Origin of the sequence: Streptomyces sp. ADI95-16 (assembly GCF_003721495.1) — a bacterium.
Lineage (GTDB): Bacteria > Actinomycetota > Actinomycetes > Streptomycetales > Streptomycetaceae > Streptomyces > Streptomyces goshikiensis.
Window position 1 is genome coordinate 7,056,128 of sequence record NZ_CP033581.1, and the last position, 26,220, is coordinate 7,082,347.

The 26,220-nt window shown below is 72.6% G+C and carries 22 protein-coding genes and 1 pseudogene; 11 read left to right on the forward strand and 12 right to left on the reverse strand.

The window, feature by feature from the left end; translation table 11 throughout:
• Window positions 1–21 precede the first annotated feature (21 nt).
• Complete coding sequence (locus EES41_RS31300; protein WP_164495991.1) at window positions 22–1,224, reverse strand: methyltransferase; 1,203 nt, start codon at window positions 1,222–1,224, stop codon at window positions 22–24.
• Window positions 1,225–1,286: 62 nt separating this feature from the next.
• The gene (locus EES41_RS31305) at window positions 1,287–1,646 is read right to left on the reverse strand and encodes a tetratricopeptide repeat protein (protein ID WP_008741949.1); all 360 of its coding nucleotides are present in this window, start codon (window positions 1,644–1,646) and stop codon (window positions 1,287–1,289) included.
• A gap of 105 nt (window positions 1,647–1,751) precedes the next feature.
• Between EES41_RS31305 and EES41_RS31310 the strand changes: the two genes are divergently transcribed.
• Window positions 1,752–2,717 carry a pirin family protein gene (locus EES41_RS31310; RefSeq protein ID WP_123081320.1) on the forward strand — a complete coding sequence of 322 codons (966 nt, stop codon included), beginning with the start codon at window positions 1,752–1,754 and terminating at the stop codon, window positions 2,715–2,717.
• A 1,380-nt stretch (window positions 2,718–4,097) separates the two neighbouring features.
• Window positions 4,098–5,594 carry an FAD-binding oxidoreductase gene (locus EES41_RS31315; RefSeq protein WP_123081321.1) on the forward strand — a complete coding sequence of 499 codons (1,497 nt, stop codon included), beginning with the start codon at window positions 4,098–4,100 and terminating at the stop codon, window positions 5,592–5,594.
• Window positions 5,595–6,381: 787 nt separating this feature from the next.
• Here EES41_RS31315 and EES41_RS31325 read toward each other — a convergent pair.
• A pseudogene (locus tag EES41_RS31325) lies at window positions 6,382–7,572 on the reverse strand (helix-turn-helix domain-containing protein); the annotation flags it as partial.
• 88 nt (window positions 7,573–7,660) lie between these two features.
• Here EES41_RS31325 and EES41_RS31330 point away from each other — a divergent pair.
• Both EES41_RS31330 and EES41_RS31335 read left to right on the forward strand, forming a co-directional pair.
• Window positions 7,661–8,311, forward strand: a complete 651-nt coding sequence (locus tag EES41_RS31330) for an SDR family NAD(P)-dependent oxidoreductase (protein WP_123081322.1) — start codon at window positions 7,661–7,663, stop codon at window positions 8,309–8,311.
• Window positions 8,312–8,341: 30 nt separating this feature from the next.
• Window positions 8,342–8,779 (forward strand): NUDIX domain-containing protein, encoded by a 438-nt coding sequence (locus EES41_RS31335; protein WP_123081323.1) that lies wholly within the window; start codon window positions 8,342–8,344, stop codon window positions 8,777–8,779.
• Window positions 8,780–9,114: 335 nt separating this feature from the next.
• Here EES41_RS31335 and EES41_RS31340 read toward each other — a convergent pair whose 3' ends face one another.
• Window positions 9,115–9,273, reverse strand: a complete 159-nt coding sequence (locus tag EES41_RS31340) for a hypothetical protein (RefSeq protein ID WP_123081324.1) — start codon at window positions 9,271–9,273, stop codon at window positions 9,115–9,117.
• Window positions 9,274–9,427: 154 nt separating this feature from the next.
• On the opposite strand from EES41_RS31340, the gene EES41_RS31345 reads away from it, so the two are divergent.
• The gene (locus tag EES41_RS31345) at window positions 9,428–10,099 is read left to right on the forward strand and encodes a hypothetical protein (protein ID WP_254211629.1); all 672 of its coding nucleotides are present in this window, start codon (window positions 9,428–9,430) and stop codon (window positions 10,097–10,099) included.
• A gap of 133 nt (window positions 10,100–10,232) precedes the next feature.
• Here EES41_RS31345 and EES41_RS31350 read toward each other — a convergent pair whose 3' ends face one another.
• The gene (locus EES41_RS31350; protein WP_164495992.1) at window positions 10,233–13,199 is read right to left on the reverse strand and encodes a LuxR C-terminal-related transcriptional regulator; all 2,967 of its coding nucleotides are present in this window, start codon (window positions 13,197–13,199) and stop codon (window positions 10,233–10,235) included.
• Between the two features lie 295 nt (window positions 13,200–13,494).
• On the opposite strand from EES41_RS31350, the gene EES41_RS42405 reads away from it, so the two are divergent.
• The gene (locus EES41_RS42405; RefSeq protein WP_164495993.1) at window positions 13,495–14,307 is read left to right on the forward strand and encodes a DUF6426 family protein; all 813 of its coding nucleotides are present in this window, start codon (window positions 13,495–13,497) and stop codon (window positions 14,305–14,307) included.
• A 50-nt stretch (window positions 14,308–14,357) separates the two neighbouring features.
• Here the strand turns inward: EES41_RS42405 and EES41_RS31365 are convergent, their stop codons facing one another.
• From EES41_RS31365 to rpmG, 6 genes are all read right to left on the reverse strand, one after another.
• A complete protein-coding gene (locus EES41_RS31365) occupies window positions 14,358–18,332 on the reverse strand; it encodes a DEAD/DEAH box helicase (RefSeq protein ID WP_164495994.1) in 3,975 nt (1,324 codons plus the stop codon).
• A gap of 103 nt (window positions 18,333–18,435) precedes the next feature.
• Window positions 18,436–18,606: a 50S ribosomal protein L32 gene (gene rpmF, locus EES41_RS31370; protein WP_123081328.1), complete on the reverse strand. Its 171-nt coding sequence runs from the start codon at window positions 18,604–18,606 to the stop codon at window positions 18,436–18,438.
• Between the two features lie 36 nt (window positions 18,607–18,642).
• On the reverse strand, window positions 18,643–18,879 hold the full coding sequence (gene rpsR, locus EES41_RS31375) for a 30S ribosomal protein S18 (protein WP_123081329.1): 237 nt from the start codon (window positions 18,877–18,879) through the stop codon (window positions 18,643–18,645).
• A gap of 49 nt (window positions 18,880–18,928) precedes the next feature.
• The gene (locus EES41_RS31380) at window positions 18,929–20,071 is read right to left on the reverse strand and encodes a GTP-binding protein (protein WP_123081330.1); all 1,143 of its coding nucleotides are present in this window, start codon (window positions 20,069–20,071) and stop codon (window positions 18,929–18,931) included.
• Window positions 20,068–20,316, reverse strand: coding sequence for a type B 50S ribosomal protein L31 (locus EES41_RS31385; protein WP_123081331.1), 249 nt, complete (start codon window positions 20,314–20,316; stop codon window positions 20,068–20,070). Before EES41_RS31385 ends, EES41_RS31380 begins: the two co-directional genes overlap by 4 nt.
• A 37-nt stretch (window positions 20,317–20,353) precedes the next feature.
• The gene (rpmG, locus tag EES41_RS31390) at window positions 20,354–20,518 is read right to left on the reverse strand and encodes a 50S ribosomal protein L33 (RefSeq protein ID WP_123081332.1); all 165 of its coding nucleotides are present in this window, start codon (window positions 20,516–20,518) and stop codon (window positions 20,354–20,356) included.
• Window positions 20,519–20,587: 69 nt separating this feature from the next.
• Between rpmG and rpmB the strand changes: the two genes are divergently transcribed.
• Together rpmB and rpsN are read left to right on the forward strand one after the other, a co-directional pair.
• Window positions 20,588–20,824 carry a 50S ribosomal protein L28 gene (gene rpmB / locus EES41_RS31395; RefSeq protein ID WP_123081333.1) on the forward strand — a complete coding sequence of 79 codons (237 nt, stop codon included), beginning with the start codon at window positions 20,588–20,590 and terminating at the stop codon, window positions 20,822–20,824.
• The gene (gene rpsN, locus EES41_RS31400) at window positions 20,824–21,129 is read left to right on the forward strand and encodes a 30S ribosomal protein S14 (protein ID WP_123081334.1); all 306 of its coding nucleotides are present in this window, start codon (window positions 20,824–20,826) and stop codon (window positions 21,127–21,129) included. Before rpmB ends, rpsN begins: the two co-directional genes overlap by 1 nt.
• A gap of 196 nt (window positions 21,130–21,325) precedes the next feature.
• On the opposite strand, the gene EES41_RS31405 is transcribed toward rpsN, so the two are convergent.
• Window positions 21,326–22,921 carry a molybdopterin-dependent oxidoreductase gene (locus tag EES41_RS31405; RefSeq protein ID WP_123081335.1) on the reverse strand — a complete coding sequence of 532 codons (1,596 nt, stop codon included), beginning with the start codon at window positions 22,919–22,921 and terminating at the stop codon, window positions 21,326–21,328.
• A 390-nt stretch (window positions 22,922–23,311) separates the two neighbouring features.
• Here EES41_RS31405 and EES41_RS31410 point away from each other — a divergent pair, with 390 nt between their 5' ends.
• The 3 genes from EES41_RS31410 to EES41_RS31420 all read left to right on the forward strand — a co-directional run bounded on the left by EES41_RS31410 (window position 23,312) and on the right by EES41_RS31420 (window position 26,032).
• On the forward strand, window positions 23,312–24,067 hold the full coding sequence (locus EES41_RS31410) for an anti-sigma factor (protein WP_123081336.1): 756 nt from the start codon (window positions 23,312–23,314) through the stop codon (window positions 24,065–24,067).
• A gap of 60 nt (window positions 24,068–24,127) precedes the next feature.
• A complete protein-coding gene (locus tag EES41_RS31415; protein ID WP_123081337.1) occupies window positions 24,128–24,613 on the forward strand; it encodes a peroxiredoxin in 486 nt (161 codons plus the stop codon).
• A 132-nt stretch (window positions 24,614–24,745) separates the two neighbouring features.
• A complete protein-coding gene (locus EES41_RS31420; protein WP_123081338.1) occupies window positions 24,746–26,032 on the forward strand; it encodes a cyclopropane-fatty-acyl-phospholipid synthase family protein in 1,287 nt (428 codons plus the stop codon).
• Window positions 26,033–26,220: the final 188 nt, after the last annotated feature.

Genomic DNA, 26,220 nt, shown 5'->3' on the forward strand with positions numbered 1-26,220 from the left:
AGTGTAGGACGTACCGGCAGGTCACATGGACCGCTGGCGCTGCTCCCGCTTGACGGCCCGCAACACCACGAACTTCGGCTCGCTCGCCGCGACTTCGCAGTTCCCGAACAGCCGCTTCAGGTGCGTGTGGTAGCCCATGTGGCGGTTGGCCACGACCCACAGCTCGCCGCTCTGCCGCAGCACCTTGCGGGACTGGGCGAACATCCGCAGCGCCGTCGCGTCCGTCGTCGCCTGGTGCGAGTGGAACGGCGGGTTGCACAGGACCAGGTCCACCGAACCGGGGTCCAGCATGGCCACGCCGTCACCGACGAGGAAGTCGGCCCGCTCCCGCTCGTGCGTGACGTTCGCGCGGAAGGTGGCCTTCGCCGAGGCGACCGCCTGGTACGACTCGTCCGTGAACACCACCTCGGCGTTCGGGTCGGCGACCGCGACCGCCGTGCCCACGATGCCGTTGCCGCAGCCCAGGTCCACGACCCGGGCACCGTCGGTGTTGGTCGGGATGCTCTGCAGGAAGAAGCGGGTGCCGACGTCGAGCCGGTCGGCGCAGAAGATCCCGGCGTGGTTGACCACGGTCAGGCCCGCGCCCGAGCCGGCGTCCTCGTCCGCCGTGTACGTCAGCGGCCAGGGATCCGCGGCCGCCGGGCGGGCGGCGGCGGGGGAGCCCGGCGTACAGAAGATCAGCCGGGCCTTCTTCTCGGCCAGCGAGGTCTTGGTCGGGCCCAGGATCCGCTCGAACAGGCGCAGCGTGGAGGTGTGGATCTCCTTGACCATGCCGGTGCCCACGATCACGGTGCCCGCGTGCACGTGCGGGGCCAGCCGGTACAGCTGGTCCTCCAGCAGAGCCAGGCTCTTGGGCACCCGAACCAGGAGCACGTCGATCCGCTCCGGCGGGGCGTCCTGCGTGGTCAGCAGCGTCACCGTGCGCTTGGAGGTCCCGATCCCGGCGCGGTCCAGGTTCGCCGCGGTGGCGGACCGGGTCAGCGAGGAGTCGGTGATCTGCGTCGGGTGGTGGGCGGCGAGCGCCGTCGTGAGCGCTCCCCATCTGTCCCCGAGTACGGTGATCTGCCGGCCGGCCAGGTCCACCGGCCCGCGGTCCCCCGTACCGGAGTCGAGGTGGTGCAGGAGGTACTCGTCGGCGGCGTCCCAGGCGCGGAGCCGGTCGCGCGGGTCCTCGGGGAAGCGGGTGAGCTCGTAGGAGCCGAAAGGCGTGGTCAGACGGTTCATCGTGTCCCCAGGCTAACCGAGGGCGGGGCCCGGCCACGCACGAACGGCCCGGGTGGCGCCGCTCAGCCCTCGTCCTCGGGAAACTCCCCGGCCATGGCGGCGGCGATGCGCAGGTACCGGGCGGCCTCGGCGGCCCGGCCCTGGCGCTCCAGGGTCCGGCCGAGCATCAGCTGCGCGTAGTCCTCCACCGGCCAGCGCTCCAGGATGGCGCGCAGCTCGCCCTCGGCGCGGGTGAGCTGCGCGGAGTGGTAGTAGGCGCGGGCCAGCAGCAGCCGGGGCGCGAGCTGCTCGGGGGCCTCGCCGGCCAGCGAGTCCAGGACGCGGGCGGCGGCCGTGTACTCCTTCGCCTCGAAGAAGAGCCGGCCCCGCTCCCAGCGCTCTGCCGCGGTGCCCTGCTCGTAGTACGCCGTCGGCGTGTTCATGGCGTCCCTTCCGCCGTTCGGGTGGTGTGTCCGCTGCCTCCAACACGGCCGCCCGCCCGGACATTCCACGCAACGGAACCGGCCCCCGGTACTAAGTTGTGCGGTATGAGCAATCTCGAACACCAGCCCGCGCTCTCCACCTGCGGCGGCCGCGGCTTCGTCGTGGCCGAGCCCGTGCGGGAGCTGCTGAGCCCGCGCACGGTCAAGCTCGGTGAGTCCACCGAGGTCCGCCGACTCCTGCCGAACCTGGGCCGCCGCATGGTGGGCGCCTGGTGCTTCGTGGACCACTACGGCCCCGACGACATCGCCGACGAGCCCGGCATGCAGGTCGCGCCGCACCCGCACGCGGGGCTCCAGACCGTGAGCTGGCTCCACGAGGGCGAGGTCCTGCACCGCGACAGCGTGGGCAGCCTCGCGACGGTGCGCCCGCGCGAGCTGGGCCTGATGACCTCCGGCCGCGGCATCAGCCACTCGGAGGAGAGCCCGCGTCCGCACGCCCGCTTCTTGCACGGCGCCCAGCTGTGGGTGGCCCTCCCCGACGCCCACCGCGACGTGGAGCCCCACTTCCAGCACCACGCGGAGCTGCCGCACGTGACGGCTCCGGGTCTGACGGCGACGGTCATCCTGGGCACCCTGGACACGGCGACCTCGCCGGGCACCGCGTACAGCCCGATCGTGGGCGCGGACCTGACCCTCGCGTCGGGCACCGAAACCCGGCTCCCGCTCGACCCGGACTTCGAGTACGCGGTCCTGTCGATGTCGGGCGAGGCCCACGTCGACGACGTCCCGGTCCTGCCCGGCTCGATGCTCTACCTGGGCTGCGGCCGCACCGAACTCCCCCTCAGGGCAACCTCGGACGCGAGCCTGATGCTCCTGGGCGGCGAGCCGTTCGAGGAGGAGATCGTGATGTTCTGGAACTGGATCGGACGGTCCCAAGAGGATATCGCGCAGGCCCGCGAGGACTGGATGAACGGGTCCCGATTCGGCGAGGTGAAGGGCTACGACGGTGCTCCGATTCCGGCCCCGGAACTCCCTCCAACTCGCCTGAAGCCCAGGGGAAGAGTGCGCTGAACTGCGTGTATGTCCTGAGGGTGAAATCAGGGTAGTGGCCGCGCTGTCGCTCCGCTTCTGAAGGTCCGTCGTATGTCTGCGAGGCCTCTGGGGGCTTCTCCCGATCTTGAGGTTGAGTCTCATGTGAAACAGGCTGTGGTCAGGTCAGGTCAGGTCAGGTCTGGTCGGACGAACGCTGACCCGTTGCCGACTCTACTGAGTAGTAGTTAGATGTCGAGGGAGAGAGTCCGGGCGCGCCTCCCGGCAGAGGAGCGTCGTGCCGAGGGGCCTGGTCCAGGGCTCTTCGGCTGCCGCGGGCAGCTCCAGGTGGGCTCTCGTTCGGGACCGCGGCTTGCTGTCGGTGTGTCGCGGAAGTTCGTGTGCAGCGTTATGGACAGTCGACAAAGCGCGGAGTCGAAGCCGCCGCTGTCGCTCGGTTGGGGCCATGCCTCGTCGAGTGTCGAGGGGGTGCCCACTCCATGGATCAAGCCCCGTAGGGCGTTTGCGGACATGGTCTGGCTGGTTGGGCCCCCAACAGAGTGGCATCGAAGCCCGCGCCGTCGAATCGGTGAGCCTTCCAGGCCGTCCTCCGGAGCGGCAGCGGCTTGGAGGTGTCCCTGGCCGCGTGGATCTGGCCATGGTCCGCCCGGGCCGCCAACGTAGGGCAGCGCGGCGGGGCCGGAGCTGTGCGCTGGACCCAGCCCGTTCCGGTGAGCCCGGTGCAGGCCCTCCACGAACTGGCACGCGACCGCGAGCAGACTCGCCCCATGCAGGATCCCTTGCTGTCGCATGAAGGCTCCTAGATTCGGTGCTGGTTCGGGCGTGCCATCCAACGCGCATTCCACCGCGAGCCAGGGCCGGTCAACGCTGATGTCCCAGGCCACCAGTCGAGGTGCGTGGTAACTGTCGGGGCGGGGTGTGACGGGGCCGAACCACCGGGGGAGGTGGGTGAGGAGCGCCTACCCTCGACGCCCGACTCAGCCAGGCCCACCGCGGCAAGCTCGGCCACCACAGGGGCTGTCGGCAGCCTCTCGGCCGAAGGGGTCCGCGAACCCGCGGGGCGGGTGCATTCCCAACCTGCCCGGGAGCGGCCCGGAGGCTCGCCCAGGGCGCAATCGAGGTGATTCTCCGGCCTGCTGGGCAGCCGGGTCTCGGTCGAACGCCCACGGCTGCCTGAAGGAGCTGGCAGCCGAGACGCAAGTGGGTTGGCCGGCCGGGGTGGTCGTATCACCAACCAAGCACACCGGGTTCGTGCCTGGGCTACGGCCGTTGGGTCGTTTCGGCCGTGGTTGCGAGTGTGTCGATGCAGTCCACCGCGGTCACCCTTGCTACTGTCCGCTTCGCCCAAATCGCCCGCAAGTGAATAATTCGCGCCCGCTGGTGGCCGAGAGGAAACGGACCATGAACGACTTTTCCCGTCGTAAAGTGCTCAAGGCGACGGCGGCCGCCGGTGTCGGTGCGGGCGTCGCGCAGGGCTTCGCGGCCACCGAGGCCCACGGCGCGAGCGCCGTGAACGAGGCGTCCGCGAAACCGAACTGCCCGCCGGCGAAGCTGACCGGCCGCATCGTCCGCCCCGACGACGCCGGGTACACGGACGCCCGCCTCGGCTGGGACCAGCTCATCTCTCGCTATCCGCTGGTCATCGTCTTCGCCCAGAACACCCAGGACGTGGTCAACGCCCTTACATGGGCACGGCAGAACGACGTCGCGCTACGGGTCCGCAGCGGCCGCCACAACACTGAGGGCTGGTCGAACATCGACAACGGCCTCGTGATCGACATCAGCGAGCTGAAGTCGGTCCGCATCGACAGCGCCGCCCGTGTCGCGACGGTCGGCGCCGGACTCAACCAGCTGGAAGCGGTGACCACGCTCGCGGAGCAGAACTTCGCGGTGACGACCGGGACCGAAGGCAGCGTGGGCCTGGCCGGGGCGACGCTCGGCGGCGGTCTCGGCTTCCTCACCCGCTGGATCGGCATGGCCTGCGACAGCCTGATCGGTGCCGAGGTCGTCGTTGCGGAAGGCACCGAGTGCGCCAAGGTGGTCAAGGCCGATCTGCACACCAATCCGGACCTGCTCTGGGCGCTGCGCGGAGCCGGGAACGGCAACTTCGGGATCGTCACCTCACTCACCTACAAAGTGGCCCCACTGAGGAGCGTCACGTATTTGCAGGCCACTTGGGACGGAATCGGCGACCTGCCCAGGCTCTTCGACGCCTATCAGCGTACTGCGCCGTACACCGACGACCGCCTCGGCACCCAGCTCGAAATTCACCGGAACCAGATCCTGCTGTTTGCGGTCCTGGCGGAAGGAACACCCGCGGAGGCGAAGAAGCTGCTGGCCCCGATCCTGTCGGTCGACAGCCCTCAGGTGTCGGTGCAGGTAGGGAACTGGGGCGACGTGTACGCGGGCTTCCAGATCCCGACCGCGGACGAACCCGCGAACTGGAAGTTCTTCTCGCAGTTCACCAGAAAGCCGTTCCCGAGGAAGGCGATCGATGTGATCTCCTCGTTCATGCGGGACGCGCCCACGGACGACAGCAACTTCTTCGTGCAGGCGTTCGGCGGGGCGGTCAGGAAGAGCCCCCGCGGCGGCACGGCGTTCCCGCACCGCGACGCGCTCTTCTACTCCGAGCCCGGCGCCGGCTGGGGGACCCGCTCCGACCAGCCGGGCGTCTGCGACCCGCTCACCCCGCAGGCCCAGGCTTGGATCGCCGAATTCAGCCAGGCGCTGCGCCCCTACGTAGACGGTGCCTACGTCAACGTGCCGAACATCGGCATGCAGGACTGGGAGACCGCCTACTGGGGATCGAACTTCGACCGACTGCGCAAGATCAAGGCGGAGTACGACCCCCGTAATGCCTTCAAGTACGAGCAGAGCATCCCGCCCGCGTCCTGCTGAACGAACAGGCCTGAGCCCCCTTCCGACCGGCGAGGGGGCTCAGCCACGACCTACCCGTCCTGATGGAGAGGTCACGCTGTTGCAGGACGCCTGTAAACCTCATTGAAATGGTTGGTTCAGTCAGGCAGGCGCCATTGCCGCAAGACTTTCCTGCCAGTGCGGAGCGCAGGCGATCGATGGCCCGGGGGCGGTAGCGGACGAGGTCGGTGCGGCGGATGGTTGAGGATCTCCAGCCCAAAGGGCCTCATCGGCCGACCGCATGAGCCTGCGGTCCCTGCGAATGCCGACCTCGTCGGCGATCACGAAGGCGTCACGGGCGTCGGTCTTGCCCTCGCGGCAGTATCCGTTGCCGGCTCGGTTCACGACGCGGCCGGCAATCTAGAGTCTCGTGTCCAGCCAGCAGTCAGGAGGAGTGCAAGTTCGCCGTCCTCGCTGTCGCCCGCTCGGAGGTAGTAGGCGAGGTACGGCTTGGTGGGGTCCATGGGGTGGCGGATGAGGTAGCCGTCGACCGTGCCGTGTTTGTCGGCGTACCACTCGATGGTTTCGCGGATGCGGGCCGGGAGTGGGACGTCGCGGTAGTCGGTGGGCTTGCGGTGCCTGAGGCGGCCGTAGGTCTTGGTGGTCTGGTTGACCTGTTCGAGCTGGTCCACCGCTGCTCCTCAGGATCGTACGGCTGCCAGAGGCACAGGGCGTCGTCCGTGCCGTGCCGTGCCGGTGCCCTGGTGGTCGGCGACGACCCATTCGATGCCGCCGCCCTCGGGGCGCAAGAAGACGGCTTCGGGGATGAAGTAGCAGCCCGCTCCGCGTAGGTGATCTTCCGCAGAGTCGCACGTGCGACAGGGTGATTGCGGACCAGTTGGGGAGCGATCCGTTCGGCGGTCTCCAGTTCGGTCAGGGCCTGGTCGCGGTTGCCGTCCCACAGCCACGCGCGGGCAAGGTCCATGTGGTGGTGACCGAGCCGGGAATTCGGCAGGACCGCGATGTGCGCGGGGTCCGCCTCGCGGTTGAGCCGGAGCGCCTTCGTCTGGTCACTCATCTCCAAGGGGGCGCTGACTCCGTGGATGACGACGTTGCCGAGGCTGAACGTGACGGAGTGCCGGTCGTGGATCTCGGGCCCGACGTAGGAGTTGACCCGCTCGCCCGCCGTACGGGCCAGCGCGAGCCGCTCATCGGACCCGGCGGCGTTCCCGCCGCGCGCGGACGAGATCGCGGCCCGCAGGTGCAGGGCGCCCCACATGCGCAGAGCGAGGGGGTCGCCGGCCTCGTACTCGGCTTCGATGCCGGCGAGGGCCTTGTCACCGAGGGCGAGGGCGTCGTCCCAGTCGGCCGATGCCCACGTGTCCCACATGCGCATCCACAGCGCCATCGCCGGCATCACCGGGTCACCTGAGAGCTGCGCGGACCAGGTGGTCCGTTCGCAGGCCATGGCAACCAGCTCGGGATGCCCGAGGGCATGGGCCGCCGTGTGGGCGAACTTGCAAGCCACCGCATAGATCGCGAACGCCTCTTCACGTTCGTGGCCGGTGGACGCCTCAGCGAGGGCGCGGGCCTCGCGCAGCATGTCCGGCAGCTCCTTCAATACGGCCGCGTTCGCCGCAGCGTCGCGCAGGCGGAGCAGGCGCTTCATGTCGTGCCACAGCACCTCGGACGGCCGGGGGGTGCCGTCAAAGACAGGAACCAGGTCGTAGCGGCGCAGCTCCCGGATGATGGAGGCCGCGGAGACCTGCCACTTGGTCTCGGCTCCCCCACCTGAATACGGGCGCTCGATCAAGGTGTTCGGATGACAGTGGAGCGCGGCGGCCACGGCGTTGATTAGACCCGCCCGGTCCAGCTCGATCCGGCCCTTCTCCAGCCTGGATACCCAACCCTGAGTCCGTCCCACTGCGGCGGCAAGGTCGGCCTGAGTCATCTCGACCGAGAGCCGCTGACGCCGGACCCGTTGTCCGATCCGCTCTTGCTCCTCGATGCACCCGCTCACACCCACCACCCCGATCTGCGATCGCTTCTGACGCGACGGGTACCGCTGGGGCGCTCCAGAAGGTGGGCCTTGGCCAAGGGATCTCAACATGCAGAAGCCGTCCGCGACGAGTCGGTGGTTCGCCCTGAGGCAGTGTCAGTGGGGGCCTCAATGCCGGCTGGGGGATGTTTCGGCCTCGGCCAGGGACCCCGACTCCCATACTCTCCTCGTCGCCTCCGAGCGAGACGGCAGCCCCGGCATCCTGGTGAACAACGCCGGTTCCTACCCCCGCGTCCCCTGGCAGGACACCGACGAGGCGGCCTGGAACTACTCTCTCGACGTGAACCTCACCGCCCACTACCGCACCTGCCACGCCGTGACCCCCGGCATGATCAAACGCCGCTGGGGCCGGATCGTGAACATCGGCAGCGTCAACGCCCGCGCCGGCCGGGCGAATCTCGTCGCGTACAGCACCGCGAAGGCCGGGCTGCTGGGCCTGTTCCGCTCCCTCGCCCGCGAACTGGGCCCGTACGGCGACTGCGTCAACACGGTCATGCCCGGCGCCATCCAGGTCGAGGCCGAGAACGCCATCCCCGCCCAGCACCTCGCGCGCCCGGAGGACCAGATCAAGCGCCAGTGCGCCCCTCGCCGTGGTCGCCCCGAAGACGTCGCGGCCCTGGTGGCCTTCCTCGTGGGCCCCTCCGCCTCCCTCATCATTGGCCAATCCGTCCACGTCGACGGCGGCTGGCTGATGCACTGAGACCAACATCAAGCAAGGAGAGAGACCGAAATGAAAGAACGAGTCCGCGCCGTCCTCGTCACCTCTGAAGACACGATGCTGGTCATCCGCCGCACCAAGCCTGACATCCCCGAGTACTGGGTGCTCCCCGGCGGGGGCGTCGAGCCCAGCGACGAGTCCCGGGAGGCCGCTCTCCACCGGGAGATCCACGAGGAGATCGCGGGGAAGGCCGACATCGTCCGGCTCCTCCACACGATGGAGTCCGACGACGAACGCCAGCTCTTTTACCTCGCCCGCATCGCCACCTGGTCCTTCGAGGACCGCACTGGTCCCGAGTTCAGTGCCGAGGGCCGCGGCGAATACGCGCTGGAGGAGATCCCGCTGACCGTGGAGGGGCTCGACGGCATCGACCTCATGCCCGAGGAGATCGCCCACGTCCTCCGGGGCGCCATCGGAACTGGCACCCTTCGGGCAGAGGATGCGAAGTAGCTGGCGTCACTGACCTGAACGTGTGTCAACGCCTGGACATAGCATCCGGAGCGATGCCGCGTCGTTGCGGGCCGACACGCGATTCCTTGGGGTCGGCTGGCCAAGGCGATGGGGAGGTGCCCCAATGGGGTGGGAGTCCTTGCTGGTATCGGAGTTCAAGCGACTCCAGTCCACTTCGGACGCGCATCGACGCAGGAGCAGCGCGCCAAAGCCATGGGCGAGGCCTCGTTTCTGAGGCATGGCTGCGGAGGGGGTGGCGCCACTCGTTGTATCCGTCCCAGGCCGCGGAGGCAGCCCGTTGAGGTGGCCGTGGTCTGGGAGATCCAGGGGCGTTTTCAGATCCGGGGTTTGGCGGGCATGGGTAGTTGGTCTGGATATACGAAGATCCGGATGACCTCGCAGGTGCGGATTCCTGGTACGGGGCGGAGGCGCCATCGCTGACAGATGACCGCCACGGCAGCAGCGATCTCCGCGAAGGCGAGATCCTTGCCGATGCACTTGTGGGCTCCTGCGCCGAAGGCACGTCGACCGCGTTCGGGACTTGCCCGCGCCGCCGTCCGGCTGGGCGGGCCGGGTGTCGGTGTCGGGTCTTAGGGTCGTGTTGACCGGATGCTTGGTCCGGCGCTTCTGGAAGGGCTGCCAGGACCCGTGACATCGCCAACCGCCGCCGACCACGGGATCGCGCTCACCGAACGCGCCATCGCCGCCGTGGAGGCCGACCCGCACCGGCTCGTCCTCGACTACAACCGGTTCGTGGGGCCGTGGGTCGACGGGGAGCCGGAGCCGGTGCCCAGCGAGGTGCTCGACGGGGCGGTCTTCCCCAGCGGGCGGCCGCTGCCGCCCAGCCTGCGGCGTTGGCTGGCGTACGACAGCAGCCTGCTGCGCCGCTCCGGCTGGTTCCGGCCGGCCGAGGAGTCGGTTCGGTCCTGGGAGTTCGCGCCCGTGCCGCTCGGCGAGCTGGCCGTGCTGGCCCTCGGTGAGGGCTGGGGCGCGCCGTTCGGGGCGCTGTCGGAGCGCTTCGACGAGTGCTTCCTGCTGCCCGGCGGATCGGACTCCCGGCGCGTGCTGGCCACCGGCGAACCCGACGCGTACGGCGAGTACCCGGTGTTCGCGCTCGACGTGGACGACCTGCCGTGCATCGAGTTGATGTACCCCGGGCTGGACGTCTACCTGGCGGACACCGCCGGGGTGATCGGCTTTTCGGGGAACGGCTATTCCGCGCTGGTCGGGGATCCGCGCTACGGCCGGCGGATGCGCACCCACGCGCGGCGCTACCTGGCGGGGGAGCTGTACGAACTCTGCCTGGACTGGCCGGAGTAAGGCGGCGGCGCGGTCCGACACCCGTTGTGTGCCGGGGGCGCCCGACCCGGCCCCTGTTTTCCGCATCCTGGTCGCCTCACCTCGACACAGCAGGTGGACCACGGGCGCCTTCGAACCCCGTCCAACACGAAATCTAGGCGGGGACGGCCGGGCCCAGTGCACGGGCCAGGGCGGTGCGCGAGGAGACGCCCAACTTGCGGTAGGCGCTGCCCAGATGGGAATCGACGGTGCGGTGGCTGAGGAAGAGGCGTTCGGCGATCTGCCGGGAGCGCAGTCCCGCGGCGGCCAGATCGGCGACCTCCCGTTCGCGCTCGCTCAGCGCGGACCAGAGATCCACGGCCCGAGGGTCGGAGGACGGGCGATCTGCGACCCGGGGGGCCGCGCTCGGGTGGGCGCCGAGGCCCGGCCCAGTGTCCGCGGAGAGCCGGCCGCGAACACGTTCCGCTTCCTCCACGGCCAGGGCCGCCCCGCAGGACCGGGCCAAAGACTCGGCCCGCGCCAGAACGTCCAGCGCGGCGCCCGGACCGCGTACCACCGCGGTCGCCGGTGCCGCGGCGATGAGCGTCCACGCGTGCTGCACGGGCAGGCCTCCACCACGGAAGCCCTCCGCGGCCCGCTCGAACAGCTCCAGCGCCCCGGCGTGCTCCCCGCGTGCCGACCGCAGCTGGGCGCCGGCCCGGTGGACGCACGCCCACTGCAACGGCAGACCGAGCCGGCCGGCGTCCGCCTCCGCGTCGGCGAGCAACCCCTCGGCGCCCACGTCGTCCCCGCCGGCCAGCGCGGCGGTCGCCATCAGGGCGAGGAGCGAGGGCCGGAAGGCGGGCTGCACCTGCGGTAGGCCAGCACCGCCCCCGCCGTCCAGCAGCGTCCGCAGGCAGCCGGTGGCGTCCCCGCCGAGCAGCTGCGCGTGCGCCAGCAGGCTGATCGCGGAAGTGGCCCACCAGCCCCGGCCGAGAGCCGCGACGTCCACCGCCCGCGCCGCGAGCGCGACCGCCTCGCCGGCGTACCGCCGCCCCCGGGCCCAGACCAGCGTCATGGCGCGCATCGCCGTCGCCAGCGTCACCACGTCGGGCGCGCCGACCGCGCGGGCCAGTTCCTCCGCCTCGGCGGCCCGGCGCTCCGCCTCGTCGAGCCGGCCGGCCCACTGGTCGATCATGGTCAGACCCAGCAGCTGGTGGGCGCGGATGTGCTTCTGCGTCCCGCCGGTCGCGGCGTCCAGACCCCGCTGGAGGTGGCGGCGGGCGTCCGGGAACCGCTCCAGGTACAGCTCCGCGCAGCCGAGGAGGGCGAGGACGTCCGGGGTGTGGCCGGCCACCCCGTCCGGCAACGCGTCCACCAGCGCGGCGCAGCGGGTCACTTCGGGCGCTCCCCGCGCGATGTCGCCGGAGAAGACGTCGCAGAAGGCGATGAGGACGCCCAGGGCCGCCGAGGCGGAGGGCCCGGCCTCGGTCCGCGCCCGGGCGGCCTCCCGCAGCAGCGGCCGGATCCGGTCGTGGGTGCCGCGCAGGACGTGCACCAGCCCGTACTCGTAGATCAGCTCGGTGGCCTCGGGGGACAGCACGGCGGGCAGCGGCCGGGGCAGCAGCGCCATCCCGGTGCGGGCGATGGCCTCCGCCTCCTCGTAGCGGCACAGCAGCCGCTCCGCGTCGGCGCAGACCGCGTACGCCCGCAGCAGCAGCCGCGGGGTCAGCCGCGCGCCCCCGCCGCCGGCCCGCCCGGCAGGCCGGGGGTCAGCAGGCCGGGGGCCGCCCTCGGCGAGGAGGTCATGGGCGAGGGCGCGGGCCTCCCGGAGGTGTCCGGAGGCGATGAGCGCCCGGCAGTGCGCGAGCTCCCAGGCAGCCCGCTCCTCGACCTCCCGGCCACGGGCGGGCAGCGCGTCCAGGGCGAGCCGCAGCCAGCGGGCCGCGATCGCGGGTGCCCGGGTGACCGCCTCCGCGGCCCCTTCGGCGAGGACGCGAGCCGCGGCGGCCCCATCGGTGTGCACCAGGTGCTCGGCGTGCCGGGCCCGCTCCACGGCCGGGGCGCCCCGCTCGGCGGCCATCCGCAAGGCCCGCCGGTGGGCGTCCAGCAAGAAGGGCAGCTCGCAGTCGGCGTGGGCGACCTGCCCGACGACCGGATGACGGAACGCCAGCCGCTGGCCGTGGCCCGCCGGACGCACCAGGTCCGCGCGGACCAGCTCCGCGCACGCCGCCAGGCCGTCCCGCGCGCCGAGCCCGGCGATCCGGGCGGCGTCCGCCGGCCGGAACGTCCCGCCCAGCACGGCCGCCGCCCGCGCGGCGGCCCGGGCCGGTCCGCTCAGCGCGCCGAGCTCGGCGAGCAGCGGCGCCGCCTCACGCAGCAGACAGTCCTCGTCCCCGCCCGCCCGGTCCGGCCACAGCCCGGCATCGAAGCCTGCCGCGACCAGCAGCCGCAGGTACCCCGGAAGTCCCTTCGACGCGGCGTGCAGGACCGCCGCGGAGGCCCCCGTCCCGCCCGGGAGCGCATCCGCGGGGGCCATGGCCGCGTCCGGCGCCCCGGCCCCGTACCCCACCACTGGGACCGGCCGGCGCCAGCGGTCGAGCAGGGCCGCCACCGCCGCCACGTCCATCGGGCCGGCCTCCACCCGGACGATCCCAGCCGTCCGTACGCCCAGGTCAAGAGCCTCCAACAGGGCCGGCGGACTTTGCCGGGGCCGGTGCGCCAGAACCAGCACGAAGGGAGAGGGGGAAGGAGCGGAGGACGAGAGGGAGCGGATCAGCCGGAGCGCCAGCTCCAGCGAGGACGGATCGGCCCGGTGCAGCTCGTCGACTAACAGCACGCCACCGGCGGCCCGCTGCCGGATCAGCTCGTACCAGGTGGCCGGGTCGGACGCCTCGGACGCCTCGGCCGCCCCGGTCCGCCCTGCGGCGTCGCGGAAGACCCGGAACGGGCCCTCGCCCGAGCGGGGCGCGCGGGCCCAGATCACCGGAAGCCCGCGCCGCCCGGCCTGCTCCGCCAGCCAGCAGGCCAACTGCGTCTTGCCGGCTCCCGGTTCACCGGCTATCTCGACCACAACCCCCCGGCCGCGCTCCAACCCGTCCAGGACCTGGGAGAGCCGCGCGCTCTGCGCTTCACGTCCCACCGGTGGACCGTCCGCCATCGGTGACTGCACAACGAACATCACCCCTCCCCCCCTGCGGCCGCTACTCGATCCGGGCAATGCCACGGCGAGGCCGCACGTCAGTCTCGGAAACCTCTCCCCCCGCTCCTCACTTTGTAGCGCGCCGCACTGACAACGACCCGGCACCGCCGACGGCTCACTTCGCCGACGGCGTCCTGCGCTACGTATCCGGTTGCGTAGTTCTACGGCTGTGCGGGGCCGGGCCGCCGGGAAGACTGCCATCCCGTCAGCTCATCACCCCGACCTGGGAGAACCCGTGAAGTTGAGATCCATTGCGACGACGGCCGTACTCGGCGCCGTCGTCTTCACCGCCGTTCCGGCCGTGGCCGTCCCCTTCAGCGCCTACGCCTGCGGTGGCTCCACCCTGTGCCAGGACGAGGACCCGGGCGACGAGGGCGGTGGCGATGACGGCGGCGGCAACTGGGGCGGCGGCGACTGGGGCGGCGAAGGAGGCGGCGGCGAAGGAGGCGGTGGCGAAGGAGGCGACGGCGGCGACTGGAGCAACGACCCGGGCGACCCCGGGAACGCCCCGTCCGATCCGGGGGGCTCGGGGGTGGAGATCGTGGACGGGCCGATCGGCCAACCCATCGACGCGACCCTGCCCGAGGTCGTGGTCACCGGGCACGCCACCCGCCCCTCCGCCCCGGCCAACCCCGGCATCCCGACGACCCACGGGGGCGGCGTCAGCGGCCCCGGCCCCCTGGTCACCGTGCACAGCAGGGGCAGGGTGTGGGAGGAGCGCGGGAAGTGCTACCGCAACCAGTCCAGCTCCGTCGAGGCCAAGTACAGCCAGGGAGTGACCTACACGGTCGCCACCCAGACCAGCAGCAACATCTCGGCGACGGCGCTCCAGTTGCTCACCGCCCAGATAGGTACGCAGCTCAACACCACCGTGACCGAGACCTACAACACCGAGCTCACGCTCAAGCCGGGTGAGTCCTGGGCCGTTTACGTCGAGTACCAGACCAATGTCTACGCGATCACCACGTCCGACTTCTGGGGCAACTACTCGACCGAGTTCGTCAACGTCACACAGCCCACCGGCGTCGTGGCGGGTCGCGCCTGCTAGGTCCTGCCGTGACGGCCGGGTAGCCCTCCGCCCTGCCGTTTCACCGGCGGCTACTCGCCGTCCGGCGGCCAGGTGTCGCGGTCGCGGCGGTGGTGGAACTCCGTCAGCTCCGAGGCGAGGACGTCGAAGTGCGGGAGCGGGGCCCACAGGCCGCGCTCGCCGATGACGTAGAGGCGGCGTTTGGCTCGGCTCGCGGCCACGTTGAGCAGGTGCGGGGTGCGGGCCGCCCAGTCGCGGGCGCCGGGCCGACCGCCGCCGAGCACGAGGACGACGACGTCGGCTTCCTTGCCCTGGGCCCGGTGGACGGTGGCGCAGCGCTCCTCGATCAGTTCGGACGTCCAGCCGTCACGGCCGCGGCAGATCTTCTGGCATTCGGCGACGAGGGCGCGGAAGGGGGCGATGACGCGCACGCGCTCGACGCCGACGCCCTGCCGGCGCAAGTGGTCGAGGACGAACTCGAAGGCTCGGCGGTCGCGTTCGCCCCAGGGGGCGTCGGAGGGGCGGGACGGGTCGTCGGTGGCCAGCCAGCGGCTGGGTAGCAGGCCGTCCCGGTCCGCATCGGGGAACGCCTTGTGTTCGGTGCCGTGGACCATGAGGCCGCCGTAGGCGACCTCGTTGCTGACCGTGAACATCGGCTCTTCGCAACGGCGGTGCACGCGCAGCGGCGAGCCCACCCAGACGTGCTCGTCGCCGGTGTCCGGGGCCGGCAGGTAGGTGCCGTAGCGGTTGGTCCGGTCGGCGACGGCCTGGGCCGAGGTGGCCGACGGCAGCCAGTGCTCGTCCACGCCGTAGGCGCGCAGCAGCCGGCGCTGGAGGGCCTGGGGCATGGTGACGACGGGTTCGAGCTGGAGCGGATCGCCGACCAGAACGGCCCTGCGGGCCCGCCACAGCGCGCCGGCGGCGGCCTGCGGCGTGGCCTGCCCGGCCTCGTCGACAAGGACCCAGCCGATGGACTCCCGGCCGAGGCGCGCGAACATGCTCCCGACGGAGGAGAAGGTGGTCGAGACGACGGGCACCAGGAGGAACAGGGTCTGCCAGGCGTGCGCGACCTCCTCGTCGGGGACGGCCCCGTTGGTCCCGGCCATCAGCTCCATGAGGACCTGGAGGTTGCCCCGGACCTTCTTCGCTGCCCCGGCGACGAAGGCGCGGTGCAGGTCGAGGGCGCGCAGGAACAGGTCGCTGCGCGCGGTGGACCACGCCTCGTCGGACCAGGGCGAGCCGAGTTCCTGGTCGGCTTCGCCGAGGTGGGCCCAGCCGAGCGGCAGGGACGGCAGCGTCCGTGCCGCCTCCCGCAGCTCGCGGTGGTGGCCGTCGAGTTCGGCGACGGCGCCCCGCAGGTCGCGGCGGGACGAGTCGGCGCTCTGCCGGGCCTGCCGCAGGGAGGTGGCTGCCGAGGACTCCCGTGCGCTCGCGGCCCGTTCGCCGGCGCGGGCGGCGGTGAGGACGTTGGCCGCCTCGTCGACGGCGCCGCCGGACCGGGCGTGCCGGCCGGCGGCCAGGGATTCGGCGCGCACGGCTGCGGCGACCTGCTCCAGGGACTCTTCGAGCGCGGCGCGCTGCTGGACGAGCAGGTACGCGAGCTCGGCCTGGGTGTGCTCCTGCTGCCGTTCGGCGGCCTGCCGGTCGGCCGCGCTCTGCAGCAGCCGGCGCAGCCCGCCGCGCAGGCCCCGCTCGACGGCCGGGGGCGTGTCGTGGCGGGCAGTGAGCGCGGTGACGTACTCGCGGTGGTGAGCGGCCAGTTCACGCGCGGCCGACAGGTCCGCGCGGGCGGTGGCCAGCTCCTGCCGGGCCCGCGGTACGTACGCGGAGGCCGTCCGGTGTCCGGCCTCGGCCGCCGCGGTGGCGGTCCGGGCGGCGGCGGTGGCGGCCGCGGCCCGGTCCAGGGCCGCGGCGGCGGCGGTGACCTGCCGGTCGGCCCGGGACACGGCGGCTTCCAGGTCCGCGATCCGCTGCCCGGCCGACGGGGACTCGACGGCCGCCAGGGCCCCGGCCAGCCGGGTGCGCCCGGCGCGCAGCCGCTCGACCTCGGCCCGGGCGGTACGGAACGCGGCGACGGCGTCGGTCCACGACGGCACGGGCCGGGCGGGCCCGGCCGCCGCGGGCGCGACCCGCTCCGCCGGGGCGACGGGACCACGGCCACCGGGCTGTGGCTTGGGCGGGATCCAGTCGCTCAGGACCTCCCGCATGCCGCGCAGCGGCGGCAGCTCCGCGGCCTTGCGGGCGTCGGTCTCCTTCTGCGGCAGCCGGCCCCACCAGAACCGGTCCCCGAACTCCTTGCGGTTGGCCTTGTTGCCGAGCACCGCCGCGACCAGACCCCAGGCCGGCCCGCCGAGGAGCGCGGAGGCGAGGTCGGAGAAGTGGTCGGGTCCGTCGTGCCAGTGCTCGCCGAGCGCACCGATTCCGGGCAGCTCGGCGGTGATGTTCTCCACGGCGCCGTTGTTGGACGAGGTGACCACGATCTCGAACCCGGTCAGCCGCGGGTCGAGCCGCGACACGAAGCGGTGGTGCCCGCCCTGGCGGTCCTTGCCCCGCCACACCGGACCGGTGAACGCCTGCGCGGGCCGGTCGAACGTGGCCAGCACCGCCGCCCGCTCGACGACCAGGGCGGCGACCAGGTCGCGCAGCATCGTGGTCTTGCCCGTGCCCGGCGGGCCGTTCACGGAGAACATCCCGCCCTCGGTCCCCGCCCGGCCGGCGAGCATGCGGTCGACCGCGAACTGCTGGCTCAGCGCGAGCGGGAACCGCGCCGGTGCGGGCCAGCGGCCCGCCGGAACCAGGTCCGGAGCCACCCCTTCCAGGACGACCCCGCGCTCCCGGCGCACATCCGTCCGCGCCCCCACGTCGACTGCGTCGAGCTCGGTCAGGTACGCCTCCAGCGCCGGGCCGATCTCCTTCCCGGCGGCCGCGGACACCCGGGCCAGATCAGGGGGAAGCAGACTGTTCAAGAACGGCGCGGCGGCGGTGACCTTCGTCTGCGGGTCCCGCGGCCGGTGGACCAGCCTGCTCCGCACCCGGACCACCCGCGGCCGCAGGTGGTCCTGAACCCCGCACAGGTCGGCGATCTGCGCGCTCAGGGCGACCAGATCGGCGAACCCCAGCGCACGGGGACCGGCGCCGGCCCCGGACTCGGCCGATGTGTCAGGACCGTCGGCGGACGCCGCCTCGGGAACGCCCCCGGCGCCGTCCGGCCGCCCGGACTCCACCTGCTCCTCGGCGTGGCGCCGCGCCGCGACCCAGTCCGCGGCGCGGCGAACCAGGGGTTCCGCCGCGCCCTGCAACGCGGCGCCGGCGACCTCGCCGAACAGGGCCCCGACCGCGCCGACGGCGGCGCCGCCCAGGATCTCGGCGAGCAGCGACTGCCAGCCCCCGCCGCCGGCCGCGCCCGGCGCTCCCGCCGCACCCTCGGGGCCGGGCGACCGCTCGTACGCCGTTCCGGCGGCCGGTGCGGTGGGGCCGTAGGGGATCGCGGTGGCCGTGAGCTCGTCGATCGCCCCGCCGAACGCGTCGTCGAGCTCCTCGAATCCGTCCAGCCACCCCGGTGTGGACGGCCCCGGATCGAAGAGGCGGCCGGTCGCCCAGGCGCACGCGGAGATCACGGACGTGTCCTCAAGAGGTCGGCCCTCGTCGTCCAGGACCAGCGCGAACATCGCGCTCTGGCCCGACAGCACCAGCTCGGACTGCGGCACGCCGGGGTCGGGATCGGTCCCCGCGGGCAGTACCGCGATCATCGCCTGGCGGAGCAACTCCAGGTCGAAGACCCCGCAGTAGACCTCGTGCCGCCACATACGGCCGTACGGTGCCCGCCGTGCCCCCGTCTGCGGATGGTCCGGAGCCCACGGCAGGAGCGGTGGTACCCGGCCCGGCTCCGGCGTCAGGTCGGTTACGTATTCGTCCCTCGGCCCGGAGCGGGCGGCGGGGCGTCGGCGGGGTAGCGCCGGGATGGTCGGCGGGCTGAACAGCTCGATCGCGCGCCAGCACTCCAGCAGGGCCTGCCGTCGACGCTCCTGCGCGTGTCCGTTCCGCACCCACTGCCCCCGTGTCCCGCGCGCGGCATTCTGCCGCTCCCCTGACGATCAGCCGTGTCGCCGAATCTACCGGACCGTCAGCAGGGCGTGCCCCGGAGGCGGCTCAGCTCTCGGGGCGGAGCAGGCCGCGTTCGTACGCCTTCACCAGGCGCTGCGGCACCTGGTACACGGAGCCGTCGACCGTGATCGGGACCAGCTGCGGCGCGGTGGCCTTCCACCGGGCCCGGCGGTGGCGGGTGTTGCTGCGGGACGTCTTCCTCTTGGGGACGGCCATGGTGTTCTCCTGGGTGAGTCGGGGTCTTGCCGGGGTCTATCGGGTGCCGTAGGGGAGCAGGGCCATCTCGCGGGCGGTCTTGACGGCGGCGGCGAGCTCGCGCTGCTGCTGGGCGGTGACGCGGGTGACGCGGCGGCTGCGGATCTTGCCGCGGTCGGAGACGAACTTCCTCAGCAGGTCGGTGTCCTTGTAGTCGATGGAGGTGATCCCCGCCGTGTCCAGCGGGTTGGGGCGGGACTTGAGCGGCTTGTGGGGGTTCTGGCGGCGGGCCATGCGTGTTCCTTCGGGTCGTCGAGGTGTCGGGCGTCGGTGCGTACGGGGCTTACGAGACGGGGTCGAGCAGCGCGTCGAAGGCGGCGGGAAGGGACTTCCACGCCTCGGGTCCCGCCGCGTATTCGGCGTCGGTGAGGAGGCAGGACTCCAGGAGTTGCTCCAGGCCGTGCCGGTCGAGGCCGGGGGAGGTGAAGACGAGGTGCTGGCAGCAGTCGCCGTGGTCGGGGTGCCAGTCGAGCGAGGCCGCCGCCCGCCGCATCGGCGGGACCAGCTCCCAGGCGGCGTCCGGCAGTGACGCCAGCCAGGGGCCGGTGTTCTCCACGCACAGGGCGCCGCCCGCGGAGTCCCAGGCGAGCAGGGTGTCGGGGCGGTCCGCGAGCCAGAAGCGGCCGCGGCTGCGGGCGGCGGCGCAGCAGAGGTCCTCCAGTGCCTCGTAGAGGCGTTCGGGGTGGAAGGGGCGGCGGCGGTGCCAGACCAAGGTGGTCACTCCGGCCTCGTCGGCCTCCTGGGGGAGGAGGGCGCAGGCCGGGTGCTGGGCGGCGGCCGCGGCTTCCACGTCGAACCCGGCGAAGGCCAGCGCGGCCAGCTCGCCGCCGTCGGCGGCCACCCGGCGGGCGGTCGGATGGAGCTGGGCGAGCAGGGCGCGGTCCTCGGCGCCGGCCTCCCCGCTGTCGACGAGGGCGAGCACGGGCGCGTACTCGAGCTGCCGCGCCCAGGTGTCTCCGACGGTGCGCTGATCGGTGGCGGCGGCCGCGAGGCCCGCGTCGGCCAGGTCGTCGCCGTTGACGAGGTACGGCAGGACGAGCGCCGGGTCCACCGCGGTGATCACGCCGGTGAGTTCGAGCGCGCGGGCGCCGTGCGCGGCGACGACCTCGGCCATCGCCTTGGGCTCGACGGAGTCCCACAGTTCGACGACGGCCAGCCGGGTCAGGCCGCTGCCGGCCAGCCGTTCCAGCTCGGGGACGAGGTCCTCGCGCAGTGCGCAGCAGGCGCAGTCGTTGACGAGGGGCGTCTCGCCCCGGGACAGCTCGCCCGAGGCGTCGCGCACCAGGCGCAGGACCGTGCCCTCCGCTGCCGTGGCCAGGTCGTGGTGGAGGGCGATGCTGCCGGGGACGGCGTGCAGCAGGCGCTCCACGACTTCCTTGCGGGCGTCCGCGTGGAGCCCGCCGACGATGACGACGGGCAGGGTCACGGCTTGCTCCCGTACCGGCGCTGGAAGCGCTCGACGCGGCCGGCGGTGTCCAGGACGCGGGCGGTGCCGGTGTAGAAGGGGTGGCTCCGCGAGGAGATCTCGACGTCGATGACGGGGTAGGTGTTGCCGTCCTCCCACTCCACCGTCTTGTCGCTGGTGGCGGTCGAGCGGGTGAGGAAGGCGAAGTCGGCGGCCTTGTCGCGGAAGACGACGGGGCCGTAGGCGGGGTGGATTCCGGGCTTCATGTCGGTGTCCTTCGGGGCGGGGGAGGGTGGGGGCCGGTCAGCGCTCTTCGCGGAAGTCGACGTGCCGGCGCACCAGCGGGTCGAACTTGCGCAGGGCCAGGCGGTCCGGGTCGTTCCGCCGGTTCTTGCGGGTGACGTACGTGTAGCCGGTCCCCGCCGTGGAGCGGAGTTTGACGACGGGACGTATCTCGTTGCGTGCCATGCCGCTACTATACGGGAATGGAAATCGTTTCCAATAACCACTTCCGTCCAGAGAGGGGCAGGTAGCGCTTTGTCCGCCCACTGCCAGCTGACCGGAGCCCAGCCGGGCTTCGGCAACAACATCTCCCACTCGCACCGGCGTACGTCCCGCCGCTTCGACCCCAACATCCAGAGCAAGCGCTACTGGCTGCCGAGCGAGGGACGCCACGTGCGCCTGACCCTGAGCGCCAAGGCGATCAAGACCGTCGACGTCATCGGCATCGAGGCCGCGGTGGCCCGGATCCGCGCCCGGGGGGTCAAGGTCTGATGGCCAAGAAGAGCAAGATCGCGCAGAACGAGAAGCGCAAGGCGACGGTCGAGCGGTACGCCGCGCGGCGTGCCGAGCTGAAGGAGGTCCTGCGGCGGCCGTCCGCCACGGCGGCCGAGCGGGGCGCGGCGCTGACGGAGCTGCGCGGGCAGCCCCGCAACGCGAGCGCCACCCGGGTGCGCAACCGGGACAGTGTGGACGGCCGGCCCCGCGGACACCTGCGGAAGTTCGGGCTCTCGCGCGTCCGGATGCGTGAGCAGGCGCATGCCGGATTCCTGCCGGGAGTCACCAAGTCCTCCTGGTAGCAGCCGTATCCCTGGCCGGTAGGTACGGAGCGGTCCGGGAGGGGCGTGGGTGGCGCGAGCCAACCCGCCCGGACGGTCGACCGGACAAGTGCGGCCCGGCACCTCCTCGTCTTCCGAGGAGGTGCCGGGCCCGTGTCACGCAGACGGACGGAGGCCGTCGTGCGGCCGGGGCGGCCGGTGGGCGGGTCCGGTGGTCTCAGGAGACGGTGACGAAGACGCTGTGCCAGCCGCTCGCGCCGTCGGGGACGGTCCGGGCGCGCTCTTCGGTCTGCACCTGGCCGGTGCCGTCGGTGGCACGGACGGTGAGCGTGTGTCCGCCGGGGGTGGCGTTCCAGCGGTAGGACCACGGGCGCCAGGTGTCGACGGTGTCCTGTACGGCCAGGTCGGCGTCCTGCCACCGGCCGTCGTCGACGCGCACCTCGACCCGGGTGATGCCGCGGCGTTGGGCCCAGGCGACGCCCGCGACGGTGACGGCGCCGGCGGCGGGACGCGCGAAGGGTTTCGGGGTGTCGATCCGGGCCTGGGTCTTGATCGGTGCGCGGCGGGCCCAGCCGCGTTTGACCCAGTAGGGGTCGTAGGCGTCGAAGGTGGTGAGTTCGAGGTCGGTGATCCACTTGCAGGCCGATACGTAGCCGTACAGGCCGGGGACGAGCATGCGGACGGGAAAGCCGTGGTCGAAGGGCAGGGGCTCGCCGTTCATGCCCACCGCGAGCATCGCGTCGCGGCCGTCCATGACGTCCTCGACGGGGGAGCCGAGCGTCATGCCGTCCACGGAGCGGGCCACCAGCTGGTCGGCCTTGCCCCCACGGGAAGGCGGCCGGACGCCGGCCTCCCGGAGGAGTTCGGCGAGGGGGACGCCGAGCCAGCGGGCGTTGCCGATGTAGGGGCCGCCGACCTCGTTGGAGACACAGGTGAGGGTGATGTCGCGTTCGATGAGGGGGCGGGCGAGGAGCTGGTCGAGGGTGTGGGTGCGGGGACGGGCGACGCCCTTGCCATGGATCCGCAGCCGCCAGGTGCCGGCATCGACCCTGGGCACGACGAGCGCGGTGTCGACGCGGTAGAAGTCCCGGTTCGGTGTGGCGAACGGGCTGATGCCGGGCACCTTCAGCTCGGCCCCTGCCGGAAGGGCGGTCGCCGGGGAGGCGGGTTCCGGCAGTACGAGTGCGTTGCGGGAGGCGACGGCGCCTTGGCCCTTCCTGTCGACGAGGAACCGGCCGAGCGCACCCGCGGTCGTGGCCGCGACGGCGGTGGCGGCCGCCGCGGTCAGGAAGCCCCGCCTGTTCCACCCGGCCCCGGCCCCACCACCCTCGCCGCCCTCGCCACCCGCGGGCCGATGGGAGGCTTTCGACGCCAGGAACCAGAGGGTGAGTGCGCCCGCGACCCCTCCGGCGACCGAGGGGAGTGCGTCACCGACACCGATGGAGTCCGGACGCGTCAGGGCCGCGAGGGCGCCGACGACCCCGAACAGCAGCACACCTGCGGCACCGGCGCGGCGATGACGCAGGCTGAGCACGCCCAGACCCATGGCGATGAAGGCGAGGACGACGAGGATCCCCAGCTGCAGGACGGCCTTGTCGTCCTCGCCGAACGTACGGATCGCGAAGTCCTTCACCGCGGCCGGCGTCCGGTCGATCACCGCCCCGCCCACCACGGTCACCGGCCCCGCGGTCGGCCGCACCAGCCCGGCGACCAGCTCGGCGAGCGCGAGAGCCGTGAACGCGGCCAGGAGTCCGGCCAGCGCGCCCGGGGCGGCTCGGGAAAGGGTGCTGCGGAAGGTGGTCACACCGGCCATTCGGCGGCGCCCGCCCGGCGGATTGGCCGCTCACCCGAAAGAGCGGCCGGCCGCCCCACCAGGCGCGGGCCGTCCGGGCCGGCCCGTGCGTCCGCGACGGGGGCGGACGAAGCGGCCTCCCATCCGCACGGCTGTCCGCTACGAAGAACTGCCGACACCCCACCTGCGTGAACGACGAGGGACAAGGACCGGCATGCATGGACACCCCGCCCCCCGACGGCCGTTCCCGACGGCCCCTTCGCCTGCACGTCACGGCCGGAGCAGCGCCGGTGAACCAAACCCCTCCCCTCAGGTGCCCGCCACGCCGCCGACCTGCCAGGGACTCATCTACCGTGAGGTGGCCGAGGTCCTGCGCACGCCGCTTGCCACCATCTGCATGGGGGTGACCACATGAAACACCGCACGTCCGATGCCCACACCCTCGCCGCCGCCTACGCCCTCGGAGCACTGGAACCCGGTGAACGCACCTACTTCGAAGCCCACTTGCGGGCGTGCGAGGCCTGCCGGCAGGAAGCCGCCGAGTTCGAGGCGACCGCGGCACGCCTGGCGGCGGCGGTCGCGCAGCCACCCCCCGCGGCAGCCAAACCGCTGGTCATGGCCGCCATCGAGGAGGTACGTCAGCTGCCTCCGCGCGTCACCGCCACCACCTCCGCCCCCGCACCCACCCGGGGTCTCGCCCTGCGCCGCAGGGCCGTACCACTGGCTCTGGCCGCGAGCGTGGCGCTCGCCCTGCTCGGGGGCCTCGCCGTGTGGCAACAGCACAGCGGGCAGGACCTCAAGCAGCAGGCCCGGCAGGCGCGGCGGCAACTGGACGAGGTCAGCACGGTCCTGGCGGCGCCCGACGCCCGCACCGTCCACGGACGGGCCGCGAACGGAGCCCTGACCACCGTCGTCGCCTCCGAGCGGCAGAACAAGGCCGTCTTCGCCGCGGGCAACCTCCCCGCGCCCGGTGCGGGCAAGACCTACCAGCTGTGGCTCGCCCACGACGGCACCATGCGCCCGGCCGGCTTCATCGACCACGACGGCACGGTCGTCCTGACCGGCGAGCCGGCCGACGCGACCGCCGTCGGCCTCACCCTCGAACCCGCCGGAGGATCGCCCCGGCCCACCACCGAGCCCCTGCTCCTGATGCCCCTTCCCGCCTGATCCACCGGGCCCCGCCCAACAACGCCGGACACCACCGGCCTACCACGATCGAGGTACCTCATGGCCAGCACCCCCAAGATCGGGGACGTCATCGCCGACTTCCGCCTGCCCGGCGGACGCCTGGACGGTGAAACCTTCCGCCGCGCCGACTACGCCCTGAGCGCGCAGCGCGGCCGGCCGCTCGTCCTCGCCTTCTACCCCGGCGACGACACCCCGGTGTGCACCGCGCAGCTGTGTTCCTACTCCGACGGCCTGGCCGAACTGGAGTCCGCCGGGGCCGCCGTGTGGGGCATCAGCCCCCAAGGACTCGACAGCCACGAGGAGTTCGCCCGCGACAGGGGTCTGCGGATGCCGCTGCTGTCCGATGAGGGGCGCACGGTCGCGAAGTCCTTCGGCATCACCGCACCCCTGATCGGGCTGCGGCGTTCGGTGTTCATCATCAACGGCACCGGCCGCCTCCACTGGAAACACGTCACCGCCCTGGGCGCCACCTACCCGCCGCCCACCGTCCTGGCCGCACAGCTCTCCGCCCTGACCACCGCCTGAACCGGCGCACCTTCCGGCCAATCCGGCCGCCGGGCCGCTACGAAGTACGGGTGAAACGCAGCAGCCGGGCGGCGTGTCGGGTAGCCACCACCCCGACGTACGCCCCCTGCTCCGACCCGAAGGGACCCGCCGATGAGGCACGCCGCCGACCGACTCGAAGAACTCCTGGGCCACTTCCTCCCCGGCCCCCTTCCGGTGCGCGTACGCGCGTGGGACGGCAGCCAGGCGGGTCCGGCCGACGCCCCCCTGGTGCTGATCCGCTCACCCGACGCCCTGCGCCGCGTGCTGTGGCAGCCGGGCGAGCTCGGCCTCGCCGAGGCCTACGTCACCGGTGACCTCGACATCGACGGCGACCTCGCCGACGCCCTGTCGCGGGCCGGCCGGACCGTCCGCGACCGGCCCGCGGTACGCCCCCGGCCGGCCGCCCTGGCCGCGGCCGCCGCCCTCGCCGTACGCATGGGCGCTGCCGGACCGCCCCCGCGGCGCCCCGACGGACGGGCGCGCCTGACCGGCCCCCTGCACAGCGCCTCCCGGGACCGGGCCGCGATCAGCCACCACTACGACCTGTCCAACGACTTCTACGCACTCCTGCTGGACGAGTCGATGGCGTACTCCTGCGCCTACTGGACGCGGCCCGACGATCCCGCGTACACGCTGGCCGACGCCCAGCGCGACAAGCTGGAGCTGATCTGCCGCAAGCTCGGGCTACGCGCCGGTGACCGGCTCCTCGACGTCGGCTGCGGCTGGGGCTCCCTCACCGTGCACGCGGCCCGGGAGCACAAGGTGCGCGTCACCGCCGTCACCCTGTCCCGCGCCCAGCGCGACTTCGTCGCCGAGCGTGCCGTGCGCGAGGGAGTGGCCGACCTGGTGGACGTCCAGCTGCGGCACTGGCGCGACATCGACGGCGGGGGCCATGACGCGGCCGCCGCCGTCGAGATGGGCGAACACGTCGGCGACGCCGAGTACCCCGAATTCGCCGCGAAGCTGCACGGCGTCCTGCGTCCCGAGGGCCGGCTCCTGATCCAGCAGATGTCCCGCGGTGCCCACGCGCCCGGCGGAGGCGCCTTCATCGAGACGTACATCGCCCCCGACATGCACATGCGCCCGGTCGGCCGGACCGTGGACCTGCTGGAGGACGCAGGTCTGGAGGTCCGGTCCACCGAATCCCTCCGCGAGCACTACACGGCCACCATCGACGCCTGGCGCGCCACCCTCGAACGCCGCTGGAGCGACATCGAGGCCCTCGTCGGCGAGACCACCGGCCGGGTGTGGCGCCTCTACCTGGCCGGCGCCTCGCTCGCCTTCTCCGAACGCCGCATGGGCGTCGACCACATCCTCGCCGTACGGCCCGCCCGCGAAGGGACGTCGGCCATGCCGGCCACCCCCGCCGACTGGTACGCCCGGGTGGGCCCGTCATGAGCGGCACCGCCTGGAGCGCCCCCGTCCGCGGGCGCCGGAACATACAGGAAAACCGCTCCGGACGGGCGTCGCGCGGCACGCTTTGGCGGAAGTTGCTCAACCTGGGCCGCTCCGGCGCGGGCCGCACTATCGTCCACACCCCGTCATGAATTCCAGCCCCGTGACGCTGACACCGCTGACGGCAGCCA

What these genes read in the sequence shown, in the direction of transcription:
- EES41_RS31310 (WP_123081320.1), top strand. Translation starts at nt 1,752, where the DNA reads ATGAGCAATCTCGAACACCAGCCCGCGCTCTCCACCTGCGGCGGCCGC.
- EES41_RS31405 (WP_123081335.1), bottom strand. Translation starts at nt 22,921, where the DNA reads ATGGCCGGTGTGACCACCTTCCGCAGCACCCTTTCCCGAGCCGCCCCG.
- EES41_RS31415 (WP_123081337.1), top strand. Translation starts at nt 24,128, where the DNA reads ATGGCCAGCACCCCCAAGATCGGGGACGTCATCGCCGACTTCCGCCTG.
- rpmG (WP_123081332.1), bottom strand. Translation starts at nt 20,518, where the DNA reads ATGGCACGCAACGAGATACGTCCCGTCGTCAAACTCCGCTCCACGGCG.
- EES41_RS31300 (WP_164495991.1), bottom strand. Translation starts at nt 1,224, where the DNA reads ATGAACCGTCTGACCACGCCTTTCGGCTCCTACGAGCTCACCCGCTTC.
- EES41_RS31330 (WP_123081322.1), top strand. Translation starts at nt 7,661, where the DNA reads ATGCAGAAGCCGTCCGCGACGAGTCGGTGGTTCGCCCTGAGGCAGTGT.
- EES41_RS31385 (WP_123081331.1), bottom strand. Translation starts at nt 20,316, where the DNA reads ATGAAGCCCGGAATCCACCCCGCCTACGGCCCCGTCGTCTTCCGCGAC.
- EES41_RS31410 (WP_123081336.1), top strand. Translation starts at nt 23,312, where the DNA reads ATGAAACACCGCACGTCCGATGCCCACACCCTCGCCGCCGCCTACGCC.
- EES41_RS31335 (WP_123081323.1), top strand. Translation starts at nt 8,342, where the DNA reads ATGAAAGAACGAGTCCGCGCCGTCCTCGTCACCTCTGAAGACACGATG.
- rpsN (WP_123081334.1), top strand. Translation starts at nt 20,824, where the DNA reads ATGGCCAAGAAGAGCAAGATCGCGCAGAACGAGAAGCGCAAGGCGACG.
- EES41_RS31305 (WP_008741949.1), bottom strand. Translation starts at nt 1,646, where the DNA reads ATGAACACGCCGACGGCGTACTACGAGCAGGGCACCGCGGCAGAGCGC.
- EES41_RS31315 (WP_123081321.1), top strand. Translation starts at nt 4,098, where the DNA reads ATGAACGACTTTTCCCGTCGTAAAGTGCTCAAGGCGACGGCGGCCGCC.
- rpmF (WP_123081328.1), bottom strand. Translation starts at nt 18,606, where the DNA reads ATGGCCGTCCCCAAGAGGAAGACGTCCCGCAGCAACACCCGCCACCGC.
- rpsR (WP_123081329.1), bottom strand. Translation starts at nt 18,879, where the DNA reads ATGGCCCGCCGCCAGAACCCCCACAAGCCGCTCAAGTCCCGCCCCAAC.
- EES41_RS31420 (WP_123081338.1), top strand. Translation starts at nt 24,746, where the DNA reads ATGAGGCACGCCGCCGACCGACTCGAAGAACTCCTGGGCCACTTCCTC.